Raw genomic sequence first — 18,914 nt, 5'->3', positions numbered from 1 at the left:
TTTTTTGCGTATAGATTTTTTCACGCAGATTTACACAGATTAAAGCAGATTAGACAGATTTAAATCTAAGCTGATGAATAATAGATTTTAGCTGATTATTGAATAAACTCTTGATGTATTGCTAAATTATCTTGACCTACTTTTGGTGCTGCTTTTTCGCTTTTTAAAATCTCACCATCCAATTGAATAGGGCTTCTGGTGGTTACCATCGTTTCGCCTTCGGTATTTTTCACAGTTTGTTTCAGCTGTAATTCATTGACAAAAGGCTGACTGTCTAATTCTTCGTAATTGAAAACTTTTCCGCACCAAATGCCTTCTTTTTGCAGGATTTCGATCCAATAATCAGAAGTTTGGGTTTGAATTTTTTCACTTAAAATCGTTCTGATTTCATCTCTTTTTTCAAACCAAAGATGTTTATCCGCGTAAGCGTTTAAATCCAATCCTAAGGTTTTTCCAATGAAAATCAAATCGCCCATTGCCAGCGATAAATAGCCGTCCTGAGTTGGGTAAACGCCATAAGGAGCGCTTAAAAAAGCATGCGCACTTCCTTTAATATCGCCTCTTTCTGGCTGTTGACCGCCATCGTTTAAGAAAGAAGTAATGGCCTCAAATTGTACATCCAAAATAGATTCCAACAAGCTGACTTCAACCAAAACGCCTTTTTTAGTTTTAGCTCTTTTTAAAAGTGCCGCTAAAATTCCCTGTACAAAATGATTCCCACACATTAAATCGGCTACAGCCAAACCAAAAGGGACCGGGCCTTGACTTTTACGTCCGCTCAGCCAGCTTAATCCAGAAAGCGATTGCAACAATAAATCCTGTCCTGGTTTTTTTGCCCACGGACCATCATTTCCATAACCTGTAATCGTTCCGTAAATAAGCTTCGGATTAATATCCAAAGTATTTTCAAAATCTAAACCGATTTTTTCCATTACTCCAGGTCTGAAATTATGCGTCATAATATCAGCCTTTTCGATTAGTTTTTTTATCAAAACCAAATCGTCAGGATTTTTTAAATCGGCTGCAAAAGATTCTTTATTTCTGTTAATGGTATGAAAAAGCAAACTGCTGTCGTCTACAAACAAATCTTTAATACTCAATTGTCTGCAGGCTTCGCCTTTTACAGGACGCTCAATTTTAATAACACGTGCACCCAAATCAGCCAGTTTTAATCCAGCTGAAGGCCCTGCCAAAAACTGACAGAATTCAAGAACAATTAATCCTTCTAAAGGCCTCATACCGTCTGAATTTTTAGAGATTCTGCGTAAAGCGAATTCATTTCGTCTAAAACTTTCTGTTCGTCACCGCCGTAAATCAAATAATTACGAACTACATCTCCTGCGTGATCTTGGAAATACATATGACCGTAATAACGCGGACGCAAAAATGCTCGTTGTAAAGCAGGTAATGTATTGGTAAAATAATCGTGTGTCAGCTCATTCAATCGCTCATTTTTCCATGCCTGTAAGTGTCCCGGCTGACCTCCGTTATCGGTGTATATATTTTGCTGTACTTGAGAAGATCCTGTAAATTCAGCATAGCGCATTGCTTCTCCGATATGCTCGCTAAAAGAAGAAACTGCCAATCCGGTTCCGCCAAGTGATGAAATCATTGGTTTTCCTTCTAAACTTACCAAATCGTAAAAATGAAGTAATTTTTGGCTGTATCCAATACGAGAATAGTTAGAATAACCATAAGCAAAAGGGCAGTAGGCAATTTCGTCTGTATTGACCATAGCCTCGTAAACCTGAATCGGATTTCGGTTAAAGTTCGCCGGATCAATCAACTGCGCCAGTTCTCTAAACATCTGTAGTGCTTTTGTTCCTGTAGTTTCAGAGATTACTTTTTCTTCAGTAAGAAAAGGCGCTTCTCCAAGACTGCAGCAAAACATATAAAAACTCATCAAAACATCAACTGGAATTCCGGCAAAAGCAACAAGCCCTTTTTGAGCCAATACTAGTAAATCATCGTAGGTTTTTGGTACTTCCAGATTGTTTTTTTCTAAAATATCTAATCGGGCAGAAGCTACTGGAGTTGCAGCATCTATAGGAAGAGCCCATAATTTATTGTGAAAAACATAACTCCCATATGATTTTCCAACAGTATTTTGTTCCTGATCTTTTATGTAGTCGTTTGATAAAAAGTCGGTTAATGGTAGAATAGCTTTGGTTTGTGCTCCAAAACCCGTCCATGGATGATCAATTACCAGCAAGTCAAATCTTTTGGCAAGATCTTCTATTGAAGCATCTGCAAATTCTTGCAAGCTTCTTTTTTCCCAAGAAATTTCAACTTCAGGGTGTAATTCGGTAAAACGCTGTGAAGTGGCAACCATAGGAAGTAAACCTCTTGTGTGATTCCAGGTTATGCCTTTTAATTTTATCATTTTTTATTGGAATTTTGGATTGTGATGTCGTTAGAAATAATAAATGTAAAAAATACAATTACAAAAGTAGAAATAAGATTGTAATGCACAAGAAATCCCTGTGTTAATAAGGGGCTTTTTTAAATAAAGTTAAAAATTTAAGACTGATTTTTTACAAACCATCTAAAAAATGTTATAAATTTTTAAAGTATGGTTATTTTCATTGGCTGAAAATAAAATATATCACGAATATTAATTTTTAAAAAGTACTTTTGTAATTGTGATTTTTACATTTATTAATTTTGCTTGCGTTTGTAGCAGGTTTTGAATTGATAACTGCTATAATTGCTACTGAAATTGAATGATTGGTGAAACTCATCCATTAAAAAAAATAAACTAACAATTTAAAATAGTATACGATTATGAAATTAATACGTTTTGGAGAAATCGGAAAAGAGAAACCTGGAGTTTTAATTGGAGAAAAGAGATATGATGTTTCTTCGATTGTAACCGATTTTAATGAAAGTTTCTTTGAAGAAAACGGTTTAGAAAAACTACAAAAAGCATTAGAAAGTAATCCAACTTTGCCAGAAGTAGATGCCTCTGTACGTTTGGGTTCGCCGGTTGCAAGACCTTCAAAAATTATTTGTATTGGTCTAAATTATATCGATCACTGTAAAGAAACAAATGCTCCGATTCCGACAGAACCTATTATCTTTTTTAAATCGACTACTTCTTTGTGTGGGGCAGACGATGATTTGATTATTCCTAAAAACAGTGAAAAAACAGACTGGGAAGTGGAATTGGCTTTTGTTGTTGGCAAAAAAGCAAGTTATATTGAAGAAGCTGATGCTTTAGATTATGTGGCTGGATACGCTTTGTTGAATGATTACAGTGAAAGAGCATTTCAACTAGAGCGCGGAGGCCAATGGGCAAAAGGAAAAGGAAGTGATACTTTTGCGCCTCTTGGACCATTTTTGGCTACAAAAGACGAAATTGTAGATGTAGACAATTTAAAAATGTGGCTGACGGTAAACGGTAAAAAATACCAAGACAGCAATACCTTAAATTTGGTTTTCAAAATTCCTTATTTACTGCATTATTTAAGCCAGTTTATGACCTTGCTTCCGGGCGATATTATCAGTACAGGAACGCCTCCGGGAGTTGGATTAGGAATAAAACCAGATCCGATTTACATTAAAGCAGGTGATGTTATTGAGCTTGGAATTGAAGGTTTAGGAACTAGTAAGCAAAAGGCTGTAGCTTACAAAGAGTAATATAAATATCTGTTTGAACTAAATAATTCAATAATTATAAATTGTGACGCGGATGAAACAGATTTACTTCGTAAAAACGCGGATTTAAACGGATTTTATATTTAAGAAAACTAATGAAAAATCCTTTTAATCCGTGTCTTCGCGATAGCGAATCTGTATCATCCGCGTCTAATTAGAAATTTAAACAAAACAAAAAAATGAAATATATTGTTTGCGAAAAACCGCAGGAATTTTTACTAAAAGAAACCAGTATTCCAGAACCTAAAGAAGGTGAAGTTTTATTGAAAATTAAAAGAATCGGAATCTGCGGAACTGATATTCACGCTTTTGGCGGAACGCAGCCTTATTTTGAATATCCAAGAATTCTGGGCCACGAATTGGCCGCAGAATATGTAAAAGGAAATGCAGCAGGTTTTAAGCCAGGAGATAAAGTTACTTTTATTCCGTATTTTAATTGTGGAAAATGTGTGGCGTGCAGAAACGGATTGACAAACTGCTGTGTAAATATTAAAGTTTTCGGAGTTCATATTGATGGCGGAATGGCTGAATATGTTTCGATTCCAGAACAATATTTATTGCACGGCCAAGGTTTAGATTATGATGAATTGGCTTTGGTTGAACCTTTGGCAATTGCGGCACACGGCGTAAGAAGAGCGGCTGTAAAAGCTACAGATAAAGTTTTGGTAATGGGAGCTGGACCAATCGGAATTGGTTTGATTCAGTTTGCTAAAATTGCCGGAGCGAAAGTTATTGTAATGGACATTAACGATTACAGATTGAATTTCTGCAAAGAACAATTGCAGGCAGACGAAACGATTAATCCTTTGAACGATGATGTTGCTCAAAAATTAGCTGAATTGACAAATGGAGATATGGCGAATGTAGTAATTGACGCGACTGGAAATCAGAAAGTAATGAATAGTGCTTTCAATTATATTTCGCATGGCGGAAGATTTGTTTTGGTGGGACTTCAAAAAGGAGAATTGAGTTTCAGTCATCCTGATTTCCACAAAAGAGAATCGACTTTAATGAGCAGCAGAAATGCTACAATTGAAGACTTCGAATATGTAATGAAATGCCTGAAAGAAGGAAAAATTGATCCGAAGAAATACATCACACATAGAACGAGTTTTGATGAAATGATTACTGATTTTGGGAATTTGATTGATCCTAAGAATAATGTGATTAAGGCGTTGATTGAAATAGAATAATTTTTTTTAAACACATAGAAACATAGATTTTTTTATTTATCGAAAGAGAATAAAAAGAAACTAGTTTCTAACACATAGAACTATGTGAATTAATGCAAGTGAAACGCCTTTATGCGGTTCCAAAACTATGTTTCTATGTGTTTAAAAATGAATCTTAAATAACCACAAAAATGGATTTAAACTTAAAAAACAAAATAATTGTCGTTTCTGGTTCGGCTGGAAAAGAGGGCAGTATCGGAGAAACTATAATCAACAGATTGGCAGATGAAGGTGCAATTCCGGTTTTAGTTGATAGAAACGCAAGAGGTTTCGCTTACGCGGAAAATCTTCAGAAAAAAGGAATTGATTCATTATTTGTTCAGACTGATGTTACAGATCCTATCGAAATCGAAAATGCAGTCAAAACCATTACTTCAAAATACGGAAGAATTGATGCAGTAATTAACAACGTTGGTGTTAACGACGGAGCAGGATTAGACGCTTCTTATGAGGAATTTATGGATTCTCTGAAACTGAATGTAGTAAGTTACTTTTTATTGGTAAAATATGCGCTTCCGTTTTTGAAAGAATCAAAAGGAAATATTTTGAATATCGGTTCAAAAGTTGCTTTAACCGGACAGGGCGGTACTTCTGGTTACGCTGCTGCGAAAGGTGGCGTTTTAGGTTTAACAAGAGAATGGGCGGTAGATTTGATTCAGTACGGAATCCGTTCGAATGCCATTATAATTGCTGAAAGTTATACGCCAGCTTACGAAGATTGGATTAAAACATTGCCAGATGGCGAAACTGTTTTGAAGAAAATCAACAAAAGTATTCCGTTTGAAGGAAGAATGACTAAAACAGTAGAAATAGCAGATACGGCTCTTTTTGTCATTTCAGAAAAATCATCGCATACTACAGGACAATTTGTTTTTGTGGATGGAGGTTACGTACATTTAGACCGCGCTTTAATCAGCGATGTTAATTAAAAAGTTATGAGTAAAAGAATAGATTCCCATCAGCATTTTTGGGTATTTGATCCTGTTCGAGACAGCTGGATTGATGAAACCATGCAGAATATTCAAAGAGATTTTCTTCCTGAAGATTTACAGCCAATTTTAAAAGAAAATCAATTTGAAGGTTGTGTCGCTGTTCAAGCGAGTCAATCTGAAGAAGAAACACATTTTTTATTGGATTTAGCTTCAAAAAATGATTTTATAAAAGGTGTTGTCGGCTGGATAGATTTAAGAAATGAAAATATCGAAGAGCGTTTACAATTCTTTTCCAATCAAAAAAAACTAAAAGGTTTTAGACATGTAGTTCAAGGCGAAGCCGATGATTTTATGGATGGTGAGGAATTCAGAAGAGGAATCAAAGCTTTAAAGCCATTCAATTATACTTACGATATTTTAATTTTCCACAGACAGCTTCCGGCTGCAGTAAGTTTGGTAAAAGATTTCCCAAATCAAAAGTTTGTGATTGATCATATTGCTAAACCAGATATTAAATCAGGCAGTATTGATTCTTGGAAAAGTGGCATAGAAGAAATTGCAAAATACGACAATGTTTGGTGTAAAATCTCAGGAATGGTCACAGAAGCCGATTGGAAAAACTGGAAGGCAGAAGATCTAAAACCTTATTTAGATGTGATTTTTGAAAATTTCTCAGCAGATAAATTGATGTATGGTTCAGATTGGCCGGTTTTAAACGTCGCTTCTGATTATAATGAAGTGGTAAAAACTTTAGAAGATTATATTTCGAAGCTTTCTGTTGAAGACCAGAATAAGATTTGGTTTGAAAATGCGAATGAGTTTTATGAGTTGTAAGCCATGAATTGTTATGAGTTAGCTCATAGATTATAAAAGCCTGAAAGGCTCACATCATGAACACCGGGCAACGCCCAGTGACAGCAAATACTAAGAGTAACAAAGCCCTGAAAGGGCGTAAGCATTAATCGTCATGTAATTGCTTATGCCCTTTCAGGGCTTTATTATGCTGTTCTATATCAATTCATAGGGCGTTGCCCTATGGTGATGCTTTGAGGCCTTTGGCCTATTATCAAAAATGACAAAAACATAGCCCGTGGTTTCAACCACGGGAACATAAAGCAAACATCATAATATTCCTTTACTATATTAAAAACTATGTCAATAGATAACTAGACTTGACAATATTGCGTCCCCGTGGTTGAAACCACGGGCTATATTTGAAAAATGTTTTTAAAATTTAACCGCTTTCTTAGGAACGCTTTTATCAACCGTAGTCGTTTTTGATAAATTTGAACCGCTTAAATCGATGTTTTTACTCGCTTCACCTGCAATCGTAATTGTGTTTGAAGAAGAAGGATTAAATGCTACATTTTTTAGAGAAAGATTTTGCGCATTGTAAATCTCAAATGCATTTTTAGCTTCTATATCTAATTGCAGGTTGCTGATTTTTATTCCTTTAGCATCAATAATTGAAAAACCTTTTTCTGCTTTAGCAATTAAGTTCGTAATTTCAATATTCTCTAAATTCATTTCAGGCAAACCTTGTAAAAATACTGCTTGCTGAGCACCTTTTATCGTAATGTTTTTAATCGAAATGTTTTTGAATTGAGGTGTTTCAACTGTTACGGGCATTGCTTTATTAACGATTTTATCGCCACCTTCTTCCAATGTTTCAGCAATTGATTTTCCTCCGTAATACAAATTAAAAGAGATAGCCTGAGACGGAATATCAGTCATAAACACATCCGAAATAAAGATGTTTTCAACAACACCACCTCTTCCTCTGGCACTTTTAAAACGAAGTCCTACATCTGTTCCCATAAAAGTGCAGTTAGACACATGAAGATTTTTTACACCACCAGACATTTCACTTCCAACTGTAACACCGCCGTGACCGTGATACACGATATTATTTCTCACAATGATGTTTTCGCAAGGAACACCTCTTTCACGTCCGTCTTTATCTTTTCCAGATTTAATGCAGATAGCATCATCTCCGACATCAAAACTTGAATTTTCAACCAATACATTTTTACAGCATTCTACATCAAGACCGTCTCCGTTTTGAGAATACCAAGGATTACGAACACTTACATTTCGAACAATCAAATCTTCAACCATAAAAGGGTGAATATTCCAAGCTGGCGAATTCTGAAAAACAGGACCGTCAAATAAAACTCTTTTACTATTTTGAATGCTTACCATTACCGGACGAAGAAAATCATGAATGGTTTCAAATTCTTCTTTTGTTTTTAAATCAGGACGTACATTTTGGTCAGCACCTTTAGAGGCATTCATAAAAACCTCCGATGGATACCAGCTTGTTTTGTCTTTATTTAAAACACCACCTCTAGAAATAACTTCTTTCCACTGGCTGTCTGTTACTTTACTTTTCTTAACCTGTCTCCATACTTCACCTGAACCATCCCATACGCCATTTCCTGTAAAAGCTATATTTTCAAGGTTTTTGCCATAAATAGGAGAGATACAACGCCAAGTATTTAAGCCTTCAAAATTGGTTTCAACCAAAGGATACAAAGTTTTGTCTGGAGAAAATTTTATTAGAGCACCTCTTTGAGCATGCAGTTCAATATTACTTTTTAAGATAATCGGACCTGTAAGCCAAATTCCAGGAGGAATAATTAGTTTTCCACCGCCTTTTTTAGACAACGCATCAATTGCATCAGCAAATGCTTTTGTATTTAAAACATAGCCTCCATTTACTGCACCATAATCTTTTAAGTTTACGGTATTGTTTGGAATAACAGGCTCGTTAATTTTAGACATTTTGAATTCGATATTACTATAGCTGTCTGCCGAAGAGTTATTTTGGGCAATGAGATTTTTAGAATTGCAGCAAAGTAGTACAGCCATGGCAAGTGTGAGGAGGTTGAGTCGGTTAGTTTTCATTGTTAGTAATTTTTTGTTGATTATTTTTATGTATGTGAAAAATTAATCTCACATAAATAACAATAGTTAAATGTAATCGATTACACAAATCTATTAAAAATTTTGGATTAACAATAAACTGTATTCGTAAAATTAAGTTAAACAACTTTGAAGTCTGCTATTTACTTGAATTCTATTGTTTTTTCTCACAAAGAGATAGGATTTTTAAAAATGCATGTAATTCAAAATTAGAACGTAGGAAACTTTCAATGCGATTCGGTTACAAAGAAAAACAGGAGGGTACAGGATGCCATTGATTTTATGTTCGTTTAAATTGGACGAATTATTTGGTAAAAGTGTTAAAAATACATTTATTTGTAAAATTAATAGTATTTAAATTGAATGCCTCGTAAATTTATTCCAAGAAAAAAATCAAAAATCTAAATAATGCGCTTAAATCCTGTTACTAAAATACTCATTTTCTTTTTGTTAATCGTTTTTTCACTTCCTATTAGTGCGGCCGAAATATGGGTTTCCACAAAAGGGAGCGATAAAAATTTGGGAACAAAAGAAAGTCCATTGGCAACGGTTCATATGGCAATGCGAAAAGCCAGAGAACTTCGTCGTTTAAAAGATGCGTCAATAAAGGATGGCATTAGAATTATAGTAATGGATGGAACGTATTATTTAAACGAACCTTTATTTGTACGACCAGAAGATTCGGGAACGGCAGAAAGTCCAACCACAATTATAGCCGATGTAAATGCAAAACCAATCATAAATGGTGGAATTGAAATAAAAAACTGGACAAAATCGACAACAGTAATTAACGGACTTAAAAAAGGATCGGTTTGGGTGGCAGATGCTCCTAAAAAAGCAGGAACTTTAATTGATTTTAGACAATTATGGGTGAATGGAAAAAAAGCTGTAAGGGCCAAAAATACAGCCGGAACAACAATGGAACGCATTCTGTCTTGGAATCACGAAGAACAAACCTGCTGGATTCCATTTAAAGATAAATCGGTTAAGTTTGAGCCGGGAATGGAAATGTTTATTGTACAATGGTGGTCGAATGCCAATCTGCGTATTAAAAATATCGAAGTTCAGAAAGACAGCGCCAAACTTTCGTTTGAAGAACCAGAAAGCCGAATTCAAAGCGAACATCCATGGCCAGCGCCGTGGATTTCGAAAAATAATGGAAATTCAGCTTATTTTTTAAACAATGCTTTTTCGCTTTTAAACGAGCCTGGGGAATGGTATTTGGACAAGAAAAATGCTAAAATCTATTATGTTCCGAGAGCTGGAGAAGAAATTAATTCGGTTATTATTACAGCTCCAGTTTTAGAAAATTTAGTTGAAGTAAAAGGAACAATCGATTCGCCTGTACATCATTTTCAGTTTAAAGGAATTTCGTTTCAGTACAGCAACTGGCTTCGTCCTTCACAGCAAGGTCACGTGCCGTTGCAGTCAGGATTATATTTGTTGGATGCTTATAAATTGAAACAGCCGGGAACACCAAATCAGGCGAATTTGGAAAATCAGGCTTGGGTTGGAAGACCTCGTGCCGCGGTTGAAGTAAATTATGCGAATAACATTCAGTTTGAATCCTGTCGTTTTGAACATTTGTCTTCGACTGGTTTGGATTTAAATAAAGGAACAAATCACAATACCGTAAAAGGAAATTTATTTAAAGATATTGGGGGAAGTGCCATCAACGTTGGAATTTTCTCTGAAGAAGCTTTCGAAGCGCATTTGCCTTTAATCATAAAAGATGAAAGAGAAATGTGTTCTGATGAAGTAATAGCTGATAATTTAATTACAAACGTAACCAATGAAGATTGGGGAACTTTGGGAATCAGTGCTGGTTTTGTTCGAAATATTACGATTGAACACAACGAAATTTCGGACGTATCCTACTCAGGAATGGCGATGGGCTGGGGTTGGACGCACACGCCAAACGTAATGCAGAACAATAAAATTCTGGGTAATAAAATTCATCATTATGCGAAACATTTACATGATGTAGCTGGAATTTATACACTTTCGGCTCAGCCAGGAAGCCGAATTGAAGAAAACTATATTGACAAGGTTTACAACAGTCCGTATGCACACGATCCGTTTTTATGGCTGTATTTGTACACCGATGAAGGAAGTGAAGGTTTTACGATTAAAAACAACTGGATTGCCGAAAAGAAAATCCTTAAAAACCATAATGGCCCAAAAGGAAATATCTGGGAGTACAATGATCCGTATGTAAGTGCAAAAATTAAAGATGCAGCTGGAATCAGAGCGCCTTACAAAGATTTAGAAAAAGAAGTCGTAATCGATGAAAAATGGGGATTGCAGGAAATGCCAAAACCGTATGCAATCGAATTGATAGGTTCTGATTTTGATATCGAAAAAATCAAATCGACTTTGGTTGGGTTTAGAATTGTGGGGCAGGAATTGTACCAATGGAAAAATCATTTAGTGATTTACGGAAAAATGAATCAGCCGGAAAGAACGAAGAGAAAATTGGCTGGGGCTTTTCCATCATTACAAATCAAAATCTACGAAGATTTGGTTTACGATTTCCAAAACTTCGAAAGATGTAAAGATTCAAAACCAGCATCGGATTGGGAAAATGTGGTTTTAACAGCGAATCTTCCCTCTGATGAAAAATTGCAAAAAGAATATGTAGAGTATCACAAAACACAATTCGAAAAATGGCCGGAAGTTGCCAAAGGTTTCTGTAATGCCGATTTCCAACAATTGCAGGTTTTCAAAAAAGATAGACAATTAATTTTGGTAATCAGTATTCCGAAAGGAGAAAATCTAGACAAATTAAATCCAAAAACTACCCAAAATAATCCAAGAGTTGATGATTGGAACGCTTTAATGAAAAAATACCAATCAGGAATTGAAGGCGCAAAACCAGACGAAACCTGGATTTTCTTAAACAAAGTAGAAACGAAATAATATTTTGCCACAGATTAAAGGATTTCCACAGATTAAAAAAAATCATTTTAATCCTTTTAATCTGTGGCAAAAAAATCTAAAAACTAAACTCAACAATCTAAAATAACCACAACTCATGTTAAAAATAGCCATTCTGGGACTAGGAGAAGGACGAAGCACAATGTCGGCTGCAATCGAAAGTTCAAAACTAGAACTCGTTAAAATATGCGACCGAAACGAAGAATTGTGCAAACAGCGTGCAAAAGAATTCGATTTTCATTCGTACACTACTAATTATGACGATTTGTTAAACGATGAATCAATTGATATTATCGCGATTTATACGCCAGATCATCTGCACGCACAACACGTAAAACAAGCTTTATTGAGCGGAAAACATGTCGTTTGTACAAAACCATTTATTGATGATCTTTCGGATGCAAAAGAACTTTTAGAATTAAGCAAATCAACAGGAAAGAAAGTTTTCATCGGACAAAGTTCTCGTTTTTTCGAACCAGCCAAAAGACAAAGAGCCGATTACGAAGCGGGTTTAATAGGAGATTTAATTACGATTGAAGCACAATACCACGCCGATCACAGATGGTTTTTGAAGAAAGAATGGTCGCTTTTGCAATCATTTAAATGGCTGTACGGAGGTTTGAGCCATCCTGTGGATTTCATCAGATGGTATTTGCCAAATATTCAGGAAGTAATGGGGTATGGAATGATCAGCAGTAACGGACAATCGGCAGGATTAAAGAATGAAGATACTATGCATTTTATCTTCAAAGCAACCGATGGAAGAATCGCTCGTGTAAGTGGTGTGTATACTTCGCCAACTCAGCCAGCGCAACGCGACAGCGGAATGAGTACAATTCTACGAGCTACAGAAGGAGCAAGTCAGGCAGATTATCATGAATTGCGTTATGCCGTTACAGACAAAACAGGAGAAGAAAAAGTGATTACTTGGGGTGATAGTACTATAAAATATTATTTCCGTTTTGAAGGACAAAGTCATCACGGCGGAGAATATCAGAATTACTTAGAATATTTTACAGATAGTATCGAGCAAGGTTTTGAAGCTTATCCAAACATGGAAGAAGGAATTGGAACCGTAGCTTTATTACAAGCAATGGACAAATCCCTGCAAACTGGAATGCCGGTTAAAATTGCCGATATTCTTAACGAATATGGACTATGAACAGTATCTACGATAAATTAACCACGCTCGATTTTGTCATTGTTGCGGGTTATTTGGTGGCTTTATTAGTCATTGGATATGTAGTAAGTATGAAGCAGAGAAAGAAAAACGAAACGCTTTTTCTTGCCGGAAATTCTTTAAACTGGTATAGCATTGGGTTTAATATGTGGGGAACAAACGTTGGACCTTCGTCATTATTGGCTTTTGCGAGTATTGGTTACGCTACTGGAATTGTAGCTGGAAATTTCGAATGGTACGCTTTTGTGTTTTTACTGCTTTTGGCGATGGTTTTTGCACCAAGATATATTGCGAGTAAAGTAAGCACGATGCCCGAATATATGGGAAAACGTTACGGCGACAGTACGCAGAATATTTTAGCATGGTACGCTTTAGTAAAAATATTAGTAAGCTGGCTGTCTTTAGGATTATTCAGCGGAGGCGTTTTAGTACGTCAGATTTTGGGAATTCCGATGTGGCAGAGTGTTACGGTTTTAGTGATTTTCTCTGGAATTTTCACTTTCGCTGGAGGATTAAAAGCGATTGCCAAAGTCAATGTTTTTCAAATGATTCTGCTGATTGTGGTTTCATTAACCCTTTCGTATTTAGGTTTACAAAAGTTAGGTGGAATCGATGTTTTAATTGCAAAAACACCATCTAATTTCTGGAATTTAGTTCAGCCTGCCAACGATGCACATTATCCGTGGCCTGCTATTTTGTTGGGATATCCTGTAGCGGCAGTTGCTTTTTTCTGTACCGATCAATCGATGGTGCAGAGCGTTTTAGGAGCTAAAAACCTAGAGCAAGGACAGCTTGGGGTGAACTTTATTGGATGGCTGAAAGTGATGGCGCTTCCGTTATTTATCTTACCTGGAATTTTGTGTTATGCTTTGTATCCTGAATTAGGTAAAAACTCCGATTTAGCTTATATGACCATGGTCACCAACCTTTTCCCAAGCGGAATGAACGGTTTGGTAATCTGCGTGATGATTGCCGTTTTGGTAGGAACGATTGGTTCTTCGCTAAATGCTTTAAGTACTGTTTTTACCAATGATATTTATGTAAAGAAAATAAATCCAACAGCAACGATTAAGGATCAGATTAAAATTGGTCGTTTGACAATTGCTGCAGGATGTGTATTTGCGATTTTAATTGCCGTTGCAATTGACAATATCAAAGGACAGAATTTATTCAACATTTTTCAGGCGGTTTTAGGTTTCTTGGCGCCTTCGTTGTCTGTTGTTTTTCTTTTGAGTGTTTTTTGGAAACGTACGACTAAAAAAGCTGTAAATGCAACGCTTTCTTGGGGTTCTGCTTTTAGTTTGCTTGTTGGAGTTTTATATTTATGGATTTTCCCAGCCGATAAATATCCAGTTTGGCCTCACTTTTTATTGATTTCGTTTTACATTTTTGCTGTTTTAATGATTAGTGCAGTTATTATTTCTTTAACCGATAAAAATCCTGAAGTGAATGTTTCAGATGAAACTGATATTCCTAAAACTAGTAAAAATGTGAAGCTGTTGTTTGGTTTGTTGGGGTTAGTGATTTTGGCTTTGTATTTGGTTTTTAATGGGAATTAGAATAGTTATTAAACTTATATTATAGAAAAACGCTTCCTAATAATAGGAAGCGTTTTTTGTGTTTATGTTTTAAAATATATTTTTTAAAATTGTTCGTATATTTATATGAATTTCAAAGAAATAAAAATTAAATATGATTAAAATATATGTTGACTGGAATATAATGTCAGGAATGAGAAGTAACCACTTCCCAGAATTATTATCTATACTTTTAAACAATGATAAATTCTTGTGTTTATATTCAACATCACATATTAGTGATATTTTTCGAAGTTATTCGGATGATGAAGAACAGAAAGCAAGAATTCAAGATGATTTAGAATTCATAACAAAAATAACGAATGATTTTTGTCTCTTTAATGATGGTAAAAATATAATTCTGGACCAATATGATCCACAAGAATTACTTGATAGTAGAATTGAAGAGTCGGATATTTTTTCAGATTTATCGATCGATAATTTATTCAAAAGTGATTCCGATGATCCTGCTTTAAATTCATTATTAGAATATTTTAAAACAACCCTAAAATCTTTAGAATTAGACTCTGTTTTTAAAGAAGCATTTGAAAATCCAGAATCTGCAAAAATTCTAAATGATATATTTCCAGGATTGAAAGATGATCTTACAATGAATGGCTTTTTCAATAGCTTTAGTAAAATGAACTATAATTTAAATGAGACAGAAGGTTATAAGGATTTAAGACAAATAGTTCAAAAAATAGGTGTAAATAGTGGGCATTTTAATGAAAATAAAGATCCATTCGAGTTAATTGACAATTCATATAAAAAGAAAGGAATTGAAAATTTTAAATCTAATGAATATTTACCAAAGGGTAAAAATGCACCCGAATGGTATGATGAAATTATGAATGAATATCTTTATCTAGATATGCATGGTTACAAATCTGACAAAGTTAAAGTGTCTGAAAAAGAGAAAAATACGTTTTCAAATACAACAGATGATGCATCTCATACGGCTTTTGCCTCTATTTGTAGTTTTTATCTAACTAATGATGACAAAAATTATCTTAAAACAAAAGCTGTATATAAAAAACTTTCAATCGAAACAAAAGTTTTGAAACCAGCAGAATTTATAGAGTACTACAATGAGTATCTAAATTATAATTCAATTTCAGATCATTTTAAATCGTTATTTGAAATTTTTACTAAACCAATTTTTTATGATACAGATAATGATGAAGGAGAATATTTTGGAAAATTTGCATATCCAAACGAGTATTTCTTCAATTTTTTCAATAAAATTTGGGTTCCGGTTAATAAGGGAGAAGATTATTTTTATTTTACATTAAGTACGGTTCCTCCCAATCCAAGTAAAATATACACTGCATTTAAAGAGATCGAATCATTAGTTAGAATGTTTTACGAAGCTTTTGGTCCAGATAAAAATGGATTAGAATTATTTGAAATTTCTGAAATTCAGAATGAAATATGGGGAGGTAGGCATTGGTTATCAGATGTTGGCGAGATAAAACTTGTTAGAATAAATGGATGGTTACAATTGTATTATAATAATGAAGAAATAAAAAAGAAGATTGCAGATGTAAAATTAGCTAGCAATGATTCTTTGATTAAGAGATTGTTAAAAGGATATAAGAGATACTTTAAATCAAAATCTGTCTAGAATTTAATGATAGATTATAAAAACTCAACGAGTTTTTATAATCTATCATTATTTCCCAGTCGAAATCAACAACTCCCGAATATCAACCTTCAAATATTTAGAAATCTCATAAAGTGTTTCAACAGTCGGCTGAACTTCATTTGTGCACCAGCGAGAAACGGTTGATTCAATTTTACCTAAATGATTGATTGGCTAGTTTCTTGAAATAAAGCTATGATAGACAATATTTCTAAAATTAGATTATATTCATTAAATTAGCTGAATGAATAGAGAAGTAGGATTTGGTCTGGATTTTATAATTGATAAGTTAACGAACTCAATAGAAAATGTAATTACAGGAGATAGTTTTCAGACTGAAATTTCTATTCTTCAAAATTCAGATTTAAAATCTATAACAAAAAAAAATGGTTGGGTTTTTAATTGGGTTGAAGAATTTAAAAATCCAGTTAGAGATGTATATAAACTTACAATTTTAGGAAATTCTCAGATTATTCAAGGTCTTGTTAGTTTAGAAGTTAAAGCTGACCATGTTTATATGCATTTATTAGAAAATGCACCATTTAACAAAGGACAAACAAAAGTCTATGTGGGAGTAGCAGGTAATTTAGTTGCTTATGCTTGTAAATTATCTTTTCAGCGTGGACATGATGGAAACGTATCTTTTCTTTCAAAATCGCAATTGGTAGAACATTATGAAAAAACACTTGGAGCATTTCATTTTGGAGGCAGAATTATGATAATTGAAACAAAATCAGCATTGAAATTGATTAATAAGTATTTTCAAAATAAGTAAATATGAAAACTAAAAAATTAGATTTAGAAATTGACACTATAGGAGGTTTAAGTTCTTTAACAGTTGCAGAAGAAAAAGCCCTAAGTGATTTTTTTAAAAAGAAAAAAGCAATAAAAAAGAAAACTGAAAAAGTAAAAAACACATAACATTTAGGATGATGTTATGTGTTTTTTTATTTGTAATAAAAATGAAAAAGCTACCGGAATAATTTTCTGAGTTTTATTCAAAATAATAAAAGACATCCATTCAAACATAGCCCGTGGTTTCAACCACGGGAAACGTATTTTGATAAACGTAATGTGATATCCTTTGCGTCCTAGTGGCTGAAACCTCTGGCTATGTTTTGAAAAAGATTATAAATAATAAAGCAAAGCTATTTTGTAAGTTGCCTTCAGTTTTAACTGGAGGTGTATGTAGTAAAAATAGAAAAGGCTTTAGCGAAATTGTAGATATTTTGGCTAAAGCCTTTTGAGCTTTATAAAAGTAACTTGAGTTTTAAACCACTTTTGCTATTTGTGTGTTTACACGAATATTGTTTGGAGCATCCAAACCTGGTGTTTCGTAAGTGGTGAATTCTAAATTAACACCTGGTCTAAAAATCAGGCAATGTGTTGAGCCTCCAAAATGAAACATACCCAGTTCGTCGCCTTTTTTCACAATGTCGCCAGCTTTTACTGTTATTTCGCAGCTAGAAACCTCTGCCATGCCTACAGGCATTACACACATAAGTCCAATTGCGGGATTATCTGCTTCAATAAATATAGCAGCTCTGGTTGCAACTGCCGTTAAAAAAGGTTGTGAATCGTTGGGCGCACTTGAATCGGCTCCCTCTGGATTGTAGAAACCTTGGTGTAGATTTTCTAAATAATAAGAACCGTTTATAATAGCCGTTTTTACGATTTTACCGTTTACTGGACTGTGCCAACGGTGATAACTCAAGGCACTCAAAAAGGCCTGATAAACTGTTCCTCCATCAAATTGAGGCGCTAATTCATCAAAATTCATCATGTTTTCCAACGAATAAGGTTGTCCCTTTAACCAAAATTGATCCGATAATGCTACATTTTTTGCCACTTGCAAAGGTGCCGATTCGCAGGCGTTTACAATAATCGAATCATCATTCGGTGCAGTAACTGGGCGTACATTTGGGCAAAACAATCGCGTGAAGAAATCGTCCCAGCTTTTGAATCCATAATAAGGAACTGAAGGGTCTGACTGAAAAACATCAGAAAATGTAGCGTTAGACGGAATAGGATTCGGTTCTAAACCTAATGCACCTTGGGCGACTTGCATCATTTCGGCTTGCGCTACGTCACTTAACCAAGCAATTACGTTTTCTGAAGGATCATTTTCTATCAAAACATATCGAGAATCTTCTGTAACCAAATATTTAGACCAGTAGTTTAATATTTTTTTTAGTTGCTGATTGACCAAAGCGTTTGAGAAAACGTCATACCCAAAATTGGTTGCCATTGGCCAAGCTAAAAGAGCATTGATAGGAAAACCAATCATACCTGCAGGTGTTTGATTTCCAGGAAGACCAGTTTGATAGGCCTCGGGTGCGGTTTGCATGATTCCGTTGAGTAAAACAAGAAAATCCTCAAAATTCAAGGGCTCTGGTTCCCAAAGCAAAGGAGTTCTTAGTTTTAAAAAATGTGCTTCGGCAAACATTCCCTGCACATTAGCATACAAAACAGAGTCTGAATATACTAGATCTCGAAATTCGGCAATTTCAGGAATAAGCGGTGTTGGATTTTTTTTGGTAAATTCTTTGATTTTTAGAATCCAATCTTCGATAATTTGTGGGCTTTGTGGTAACCAGCCTCCCAATAATTGTTTTGCTTTATTAAAATTTGTTGCTTCCATAGGTCTTTGGGTTAAAATTATATCGAAGGTATTTTAGAAAATAATGCAAAAAAAATAATTAGTTACAAGTGCTTGTTTTTATGTTATGAAGAGCTTATATTGCTGACAGGGAACGAAATACTTTTGGAAAAGCAACTTAGATAAAAAAAACACATAGCTTTTCAATCCAGAAAAACTATGTGTTTTTATTA

Annotated in this window: 15 protein-coding genes; 10 read left to right on the top strand and 5 right to left on the bottom strand. The window is 34.6% G+C overall.

Features of this window, described 5'->3' with window-relative positions; translation table 11 throughout:
• Nucleotides 1–95: 95 nt before the first annotated feature.
• The gene (locus ACFFLS_RS13350; protein WP_379682078.1) at nt 96–1,238 is read right to left on the bottom strand and encodes a CaiB/BaiF CoA transferase family protein; all 1,143 of its coding nucleotides are present in this window, start codon (nt 1,236–1,238) and stop codon (nt 96–98) included.
• Nucleotides 1,235–2,383 (bottom strand): ABC transporter substrate-binding protein, encoded by a 1,149-nt coding sequence (locus tag ACFFLS_RS13345; protein ID WP_379682077.1) that lies wholly within the window; start codon nt 2,381–2,383, stop codon nt 1,235–1,237. The genes ACFFLS_RS13350 and ACFFLS_RS13345 overlap by 4 nt, the downstream gene beginning before the upstream one ends.
• A gap of 401 nt (nt 2,384–2,784) precedes the next feature.
• Here ACFFLS_RS13345 and ACFFLS_RS13340 point away from each other — a divergent pair, with 401 nt between their 5' ends.
• From ACFFLS_RS13340 to ACFFLS_RS13325, 4 genes are all read left to right on the top strand, one after another.
• Nucleotides 2,785–3,639, top strand: a complete 855-nt coding sequence (locus tag ACFFLS_RS13340) for a fumarylacetoacetate hydrolase family protein (protein ID WP_379682076.1) — start codon at nt 2,785–2,787, stop codon at nt 3,637–3,639.
• A gap of 197 nt (nt 3,640–3,836) precedes the next feature.
• Entirely contained in the window at nt 3,837–4,850 is a 1,014-nt protein-coding gene (locus tag ACFFLS_RS13335) for a zinc-binding alcohol dehydrogenase family protein (RefSeq protein ID WP_379682075.1), read from the top strand.
• A gap of 170 nt (nt 4,851–5,020) precedes the next feature.
• A complete protein-coding gene (locus tag ACFFLS_RS13330; RefSeq protein WP_379682074.1) occupies nt 5,021–5,818 on the top strand; it encodes an SDR family oxidoreductase in 798 nt (265 codons plus the stop codon).
• A 6-nt stretch (nt 5,819–5,824) separates the two neighbouring features.
• Nucleotides 5,825–6,655, top strand: coding sequence for an amidohydrolase family protein (locus ACFFLS_RS13325; RefSeq protein ID WP_379682073.1), 831 nt, complete (start codon nt 5,825–5,827; stop codon nt 6,653–6,655).
• A 393-nt stretch (nt 6,656–7,048) separates the two neighbouring features.
• Here the strand turns inward: ACFFLS_RS13325 and ACFFLS_RS13320 are convergent, their stop codons facing one another.
• Entirely contained in the window at nt 7,049–8,728 is a 1,680-nt protein-coding gene (locus tag ACFFLS_RS13320; protein WP_379682072.1) for a glycoside hydrolase family 28 protein, read from the bottom strand.
• Nucleotides 8,729–9,154: 426 nt separating this feature from the next.
• On the opposite strand from ACFFLS_RS13320, the gene ACFFLS_RS13315 reads away from it, so the two are divergent.
• The 4 genes from ACFFLS_RS13315 to ACFFLS_RS13300 all read left to right on the top strand — a co-directional run bounded on the left by ACFFLS_RS13315 (nt 9,155) and on the right by ACFFLS_RS13300 (nt 16,064).
• Nucleotides 9,155–11,665 carry a right-handed parallel beta-helix repeat-containing protein gene (locus tag ACFFLS_RS13315; protein ID WP_379682071.1) on the top strand — a complete coding sequence of 837 codons (2,511 nt, stop codon included), beginning with the start codon at nt 9,155–9,157 and terminating at the stop codon, nt 11,663–11,665.
• A 115-nt stretch (nt 11,666–11,780) separates the two neighbouring features.
• Nucleotides 11,781–12,845, top strand: a complete 1,065-nt coding sequence (locus ACFFLS_RS13310; protein ID WP_379682070.1) for a Gfo/Idh/MocA family protein — start codon at nt 11,781–11,783, stop codon at nt 12,843–12,845.
• Complete coding sequence (locus tag ACFFLS_RS13305) at nt 12,842–14,422, top strand: sodium:solute symporter (RefSeq protein ID WP_379682069.1); 1,581 nt, start codon at nt 12,842–12,844, stop codon at nt 14,420–14,422. Before ACFFLS_RS13310 ends, ACFFLS_RS13305 begins: the two co-directional genes overlap by 4 nt.
• A 133-nt stretch (nt 14,423–14,555) precedes the next feature.
• A complete protein-coding gene (locus tag ACFFLS_RS13300; protein ID WP_379682068.1) occupies nt 14,556–16,064 on the top strand; it encodes a hypothetical protein in 1,509 nt (502 codons plus the stop codon).
• A 48-nt stretch (nt 16,065–16,112) separates the two neighbouring features.
• Here ACFFLS_RS13300 and ACFFLS_RS13295 read toward each other — a convergent pair whose 3' ends face one another.
• Nucleotides 16,113–16,235 carry a helix-turn-helix domain-containing protein gene (locus ACFFLS_RS13295; RefSeq protein WP_379683380.1) on the bottom strand — a complete coding sequence of 41 codons (123 nt, stop codon included), beginning with the start codon at nt 16,233–16,235 and terminating at the stop codon, nt 16,113–16,115.
• Between the two features lie 91 nt (nt 16,236–16,326).
• Between ACFFLS_RS13295 and ACFFLS_RS13290 the strand changes: the two genes are divergently transcribed.
• A complete protein-coding gene (locus ACFFLS_RS13290; protein WP_379682067.1) occupies nt 16,327–16,857 on the top strand; it encodes a hypothetical protein in 531 nt (176 codons plus the stop codon).
• A 2-nt stretch (nt 16,858–16,859) separates the two neighbouring features.
• Nucleotides 16,860–17,003 carry a hypothetical protein gene (locus ACFFLS_RS13285; protein ID WP_379682066.1) on the top strand — a complete coding sequence of 48 codons (144 nt, stop codon included), beginning with the start codon at nt 16,860–16,862 and terminating at the stop codon, nt 17,001–17,003.
• Between the two features lie 349 nt (nt 17,004–17,352).
• On the opposite strand, the gene ACFFLS_RS13280 is transcribed toward ACFFLS_RS13285, so the two are convergent.
• A complete protein-coding gene (locus ACFFLS_RS13280) occupies nt 17,353–18,723 on the bottom strand; it encodes a phophatidylserine decarboxylase associated domain-containing protein (RefSeq protein WP_379682065.1) in 1,371 nt (456 codons plus the stop codon).
• Between the last annotated feature and the right edge of the window lie 191 nt (nt 18,724–18,914).

The organism is Flavobacterium procerum, assembly GCF_042431625.1.
GTDB lineage: Bacteria > Bacteroidota > Bacteroidia > Flavobacteriales > Flavobacteriaceae > Flavobacterium > Flavobacterium procerum.
This window is presented reverse-complemented; position numbering and strand designations above follow the sequence as displayed.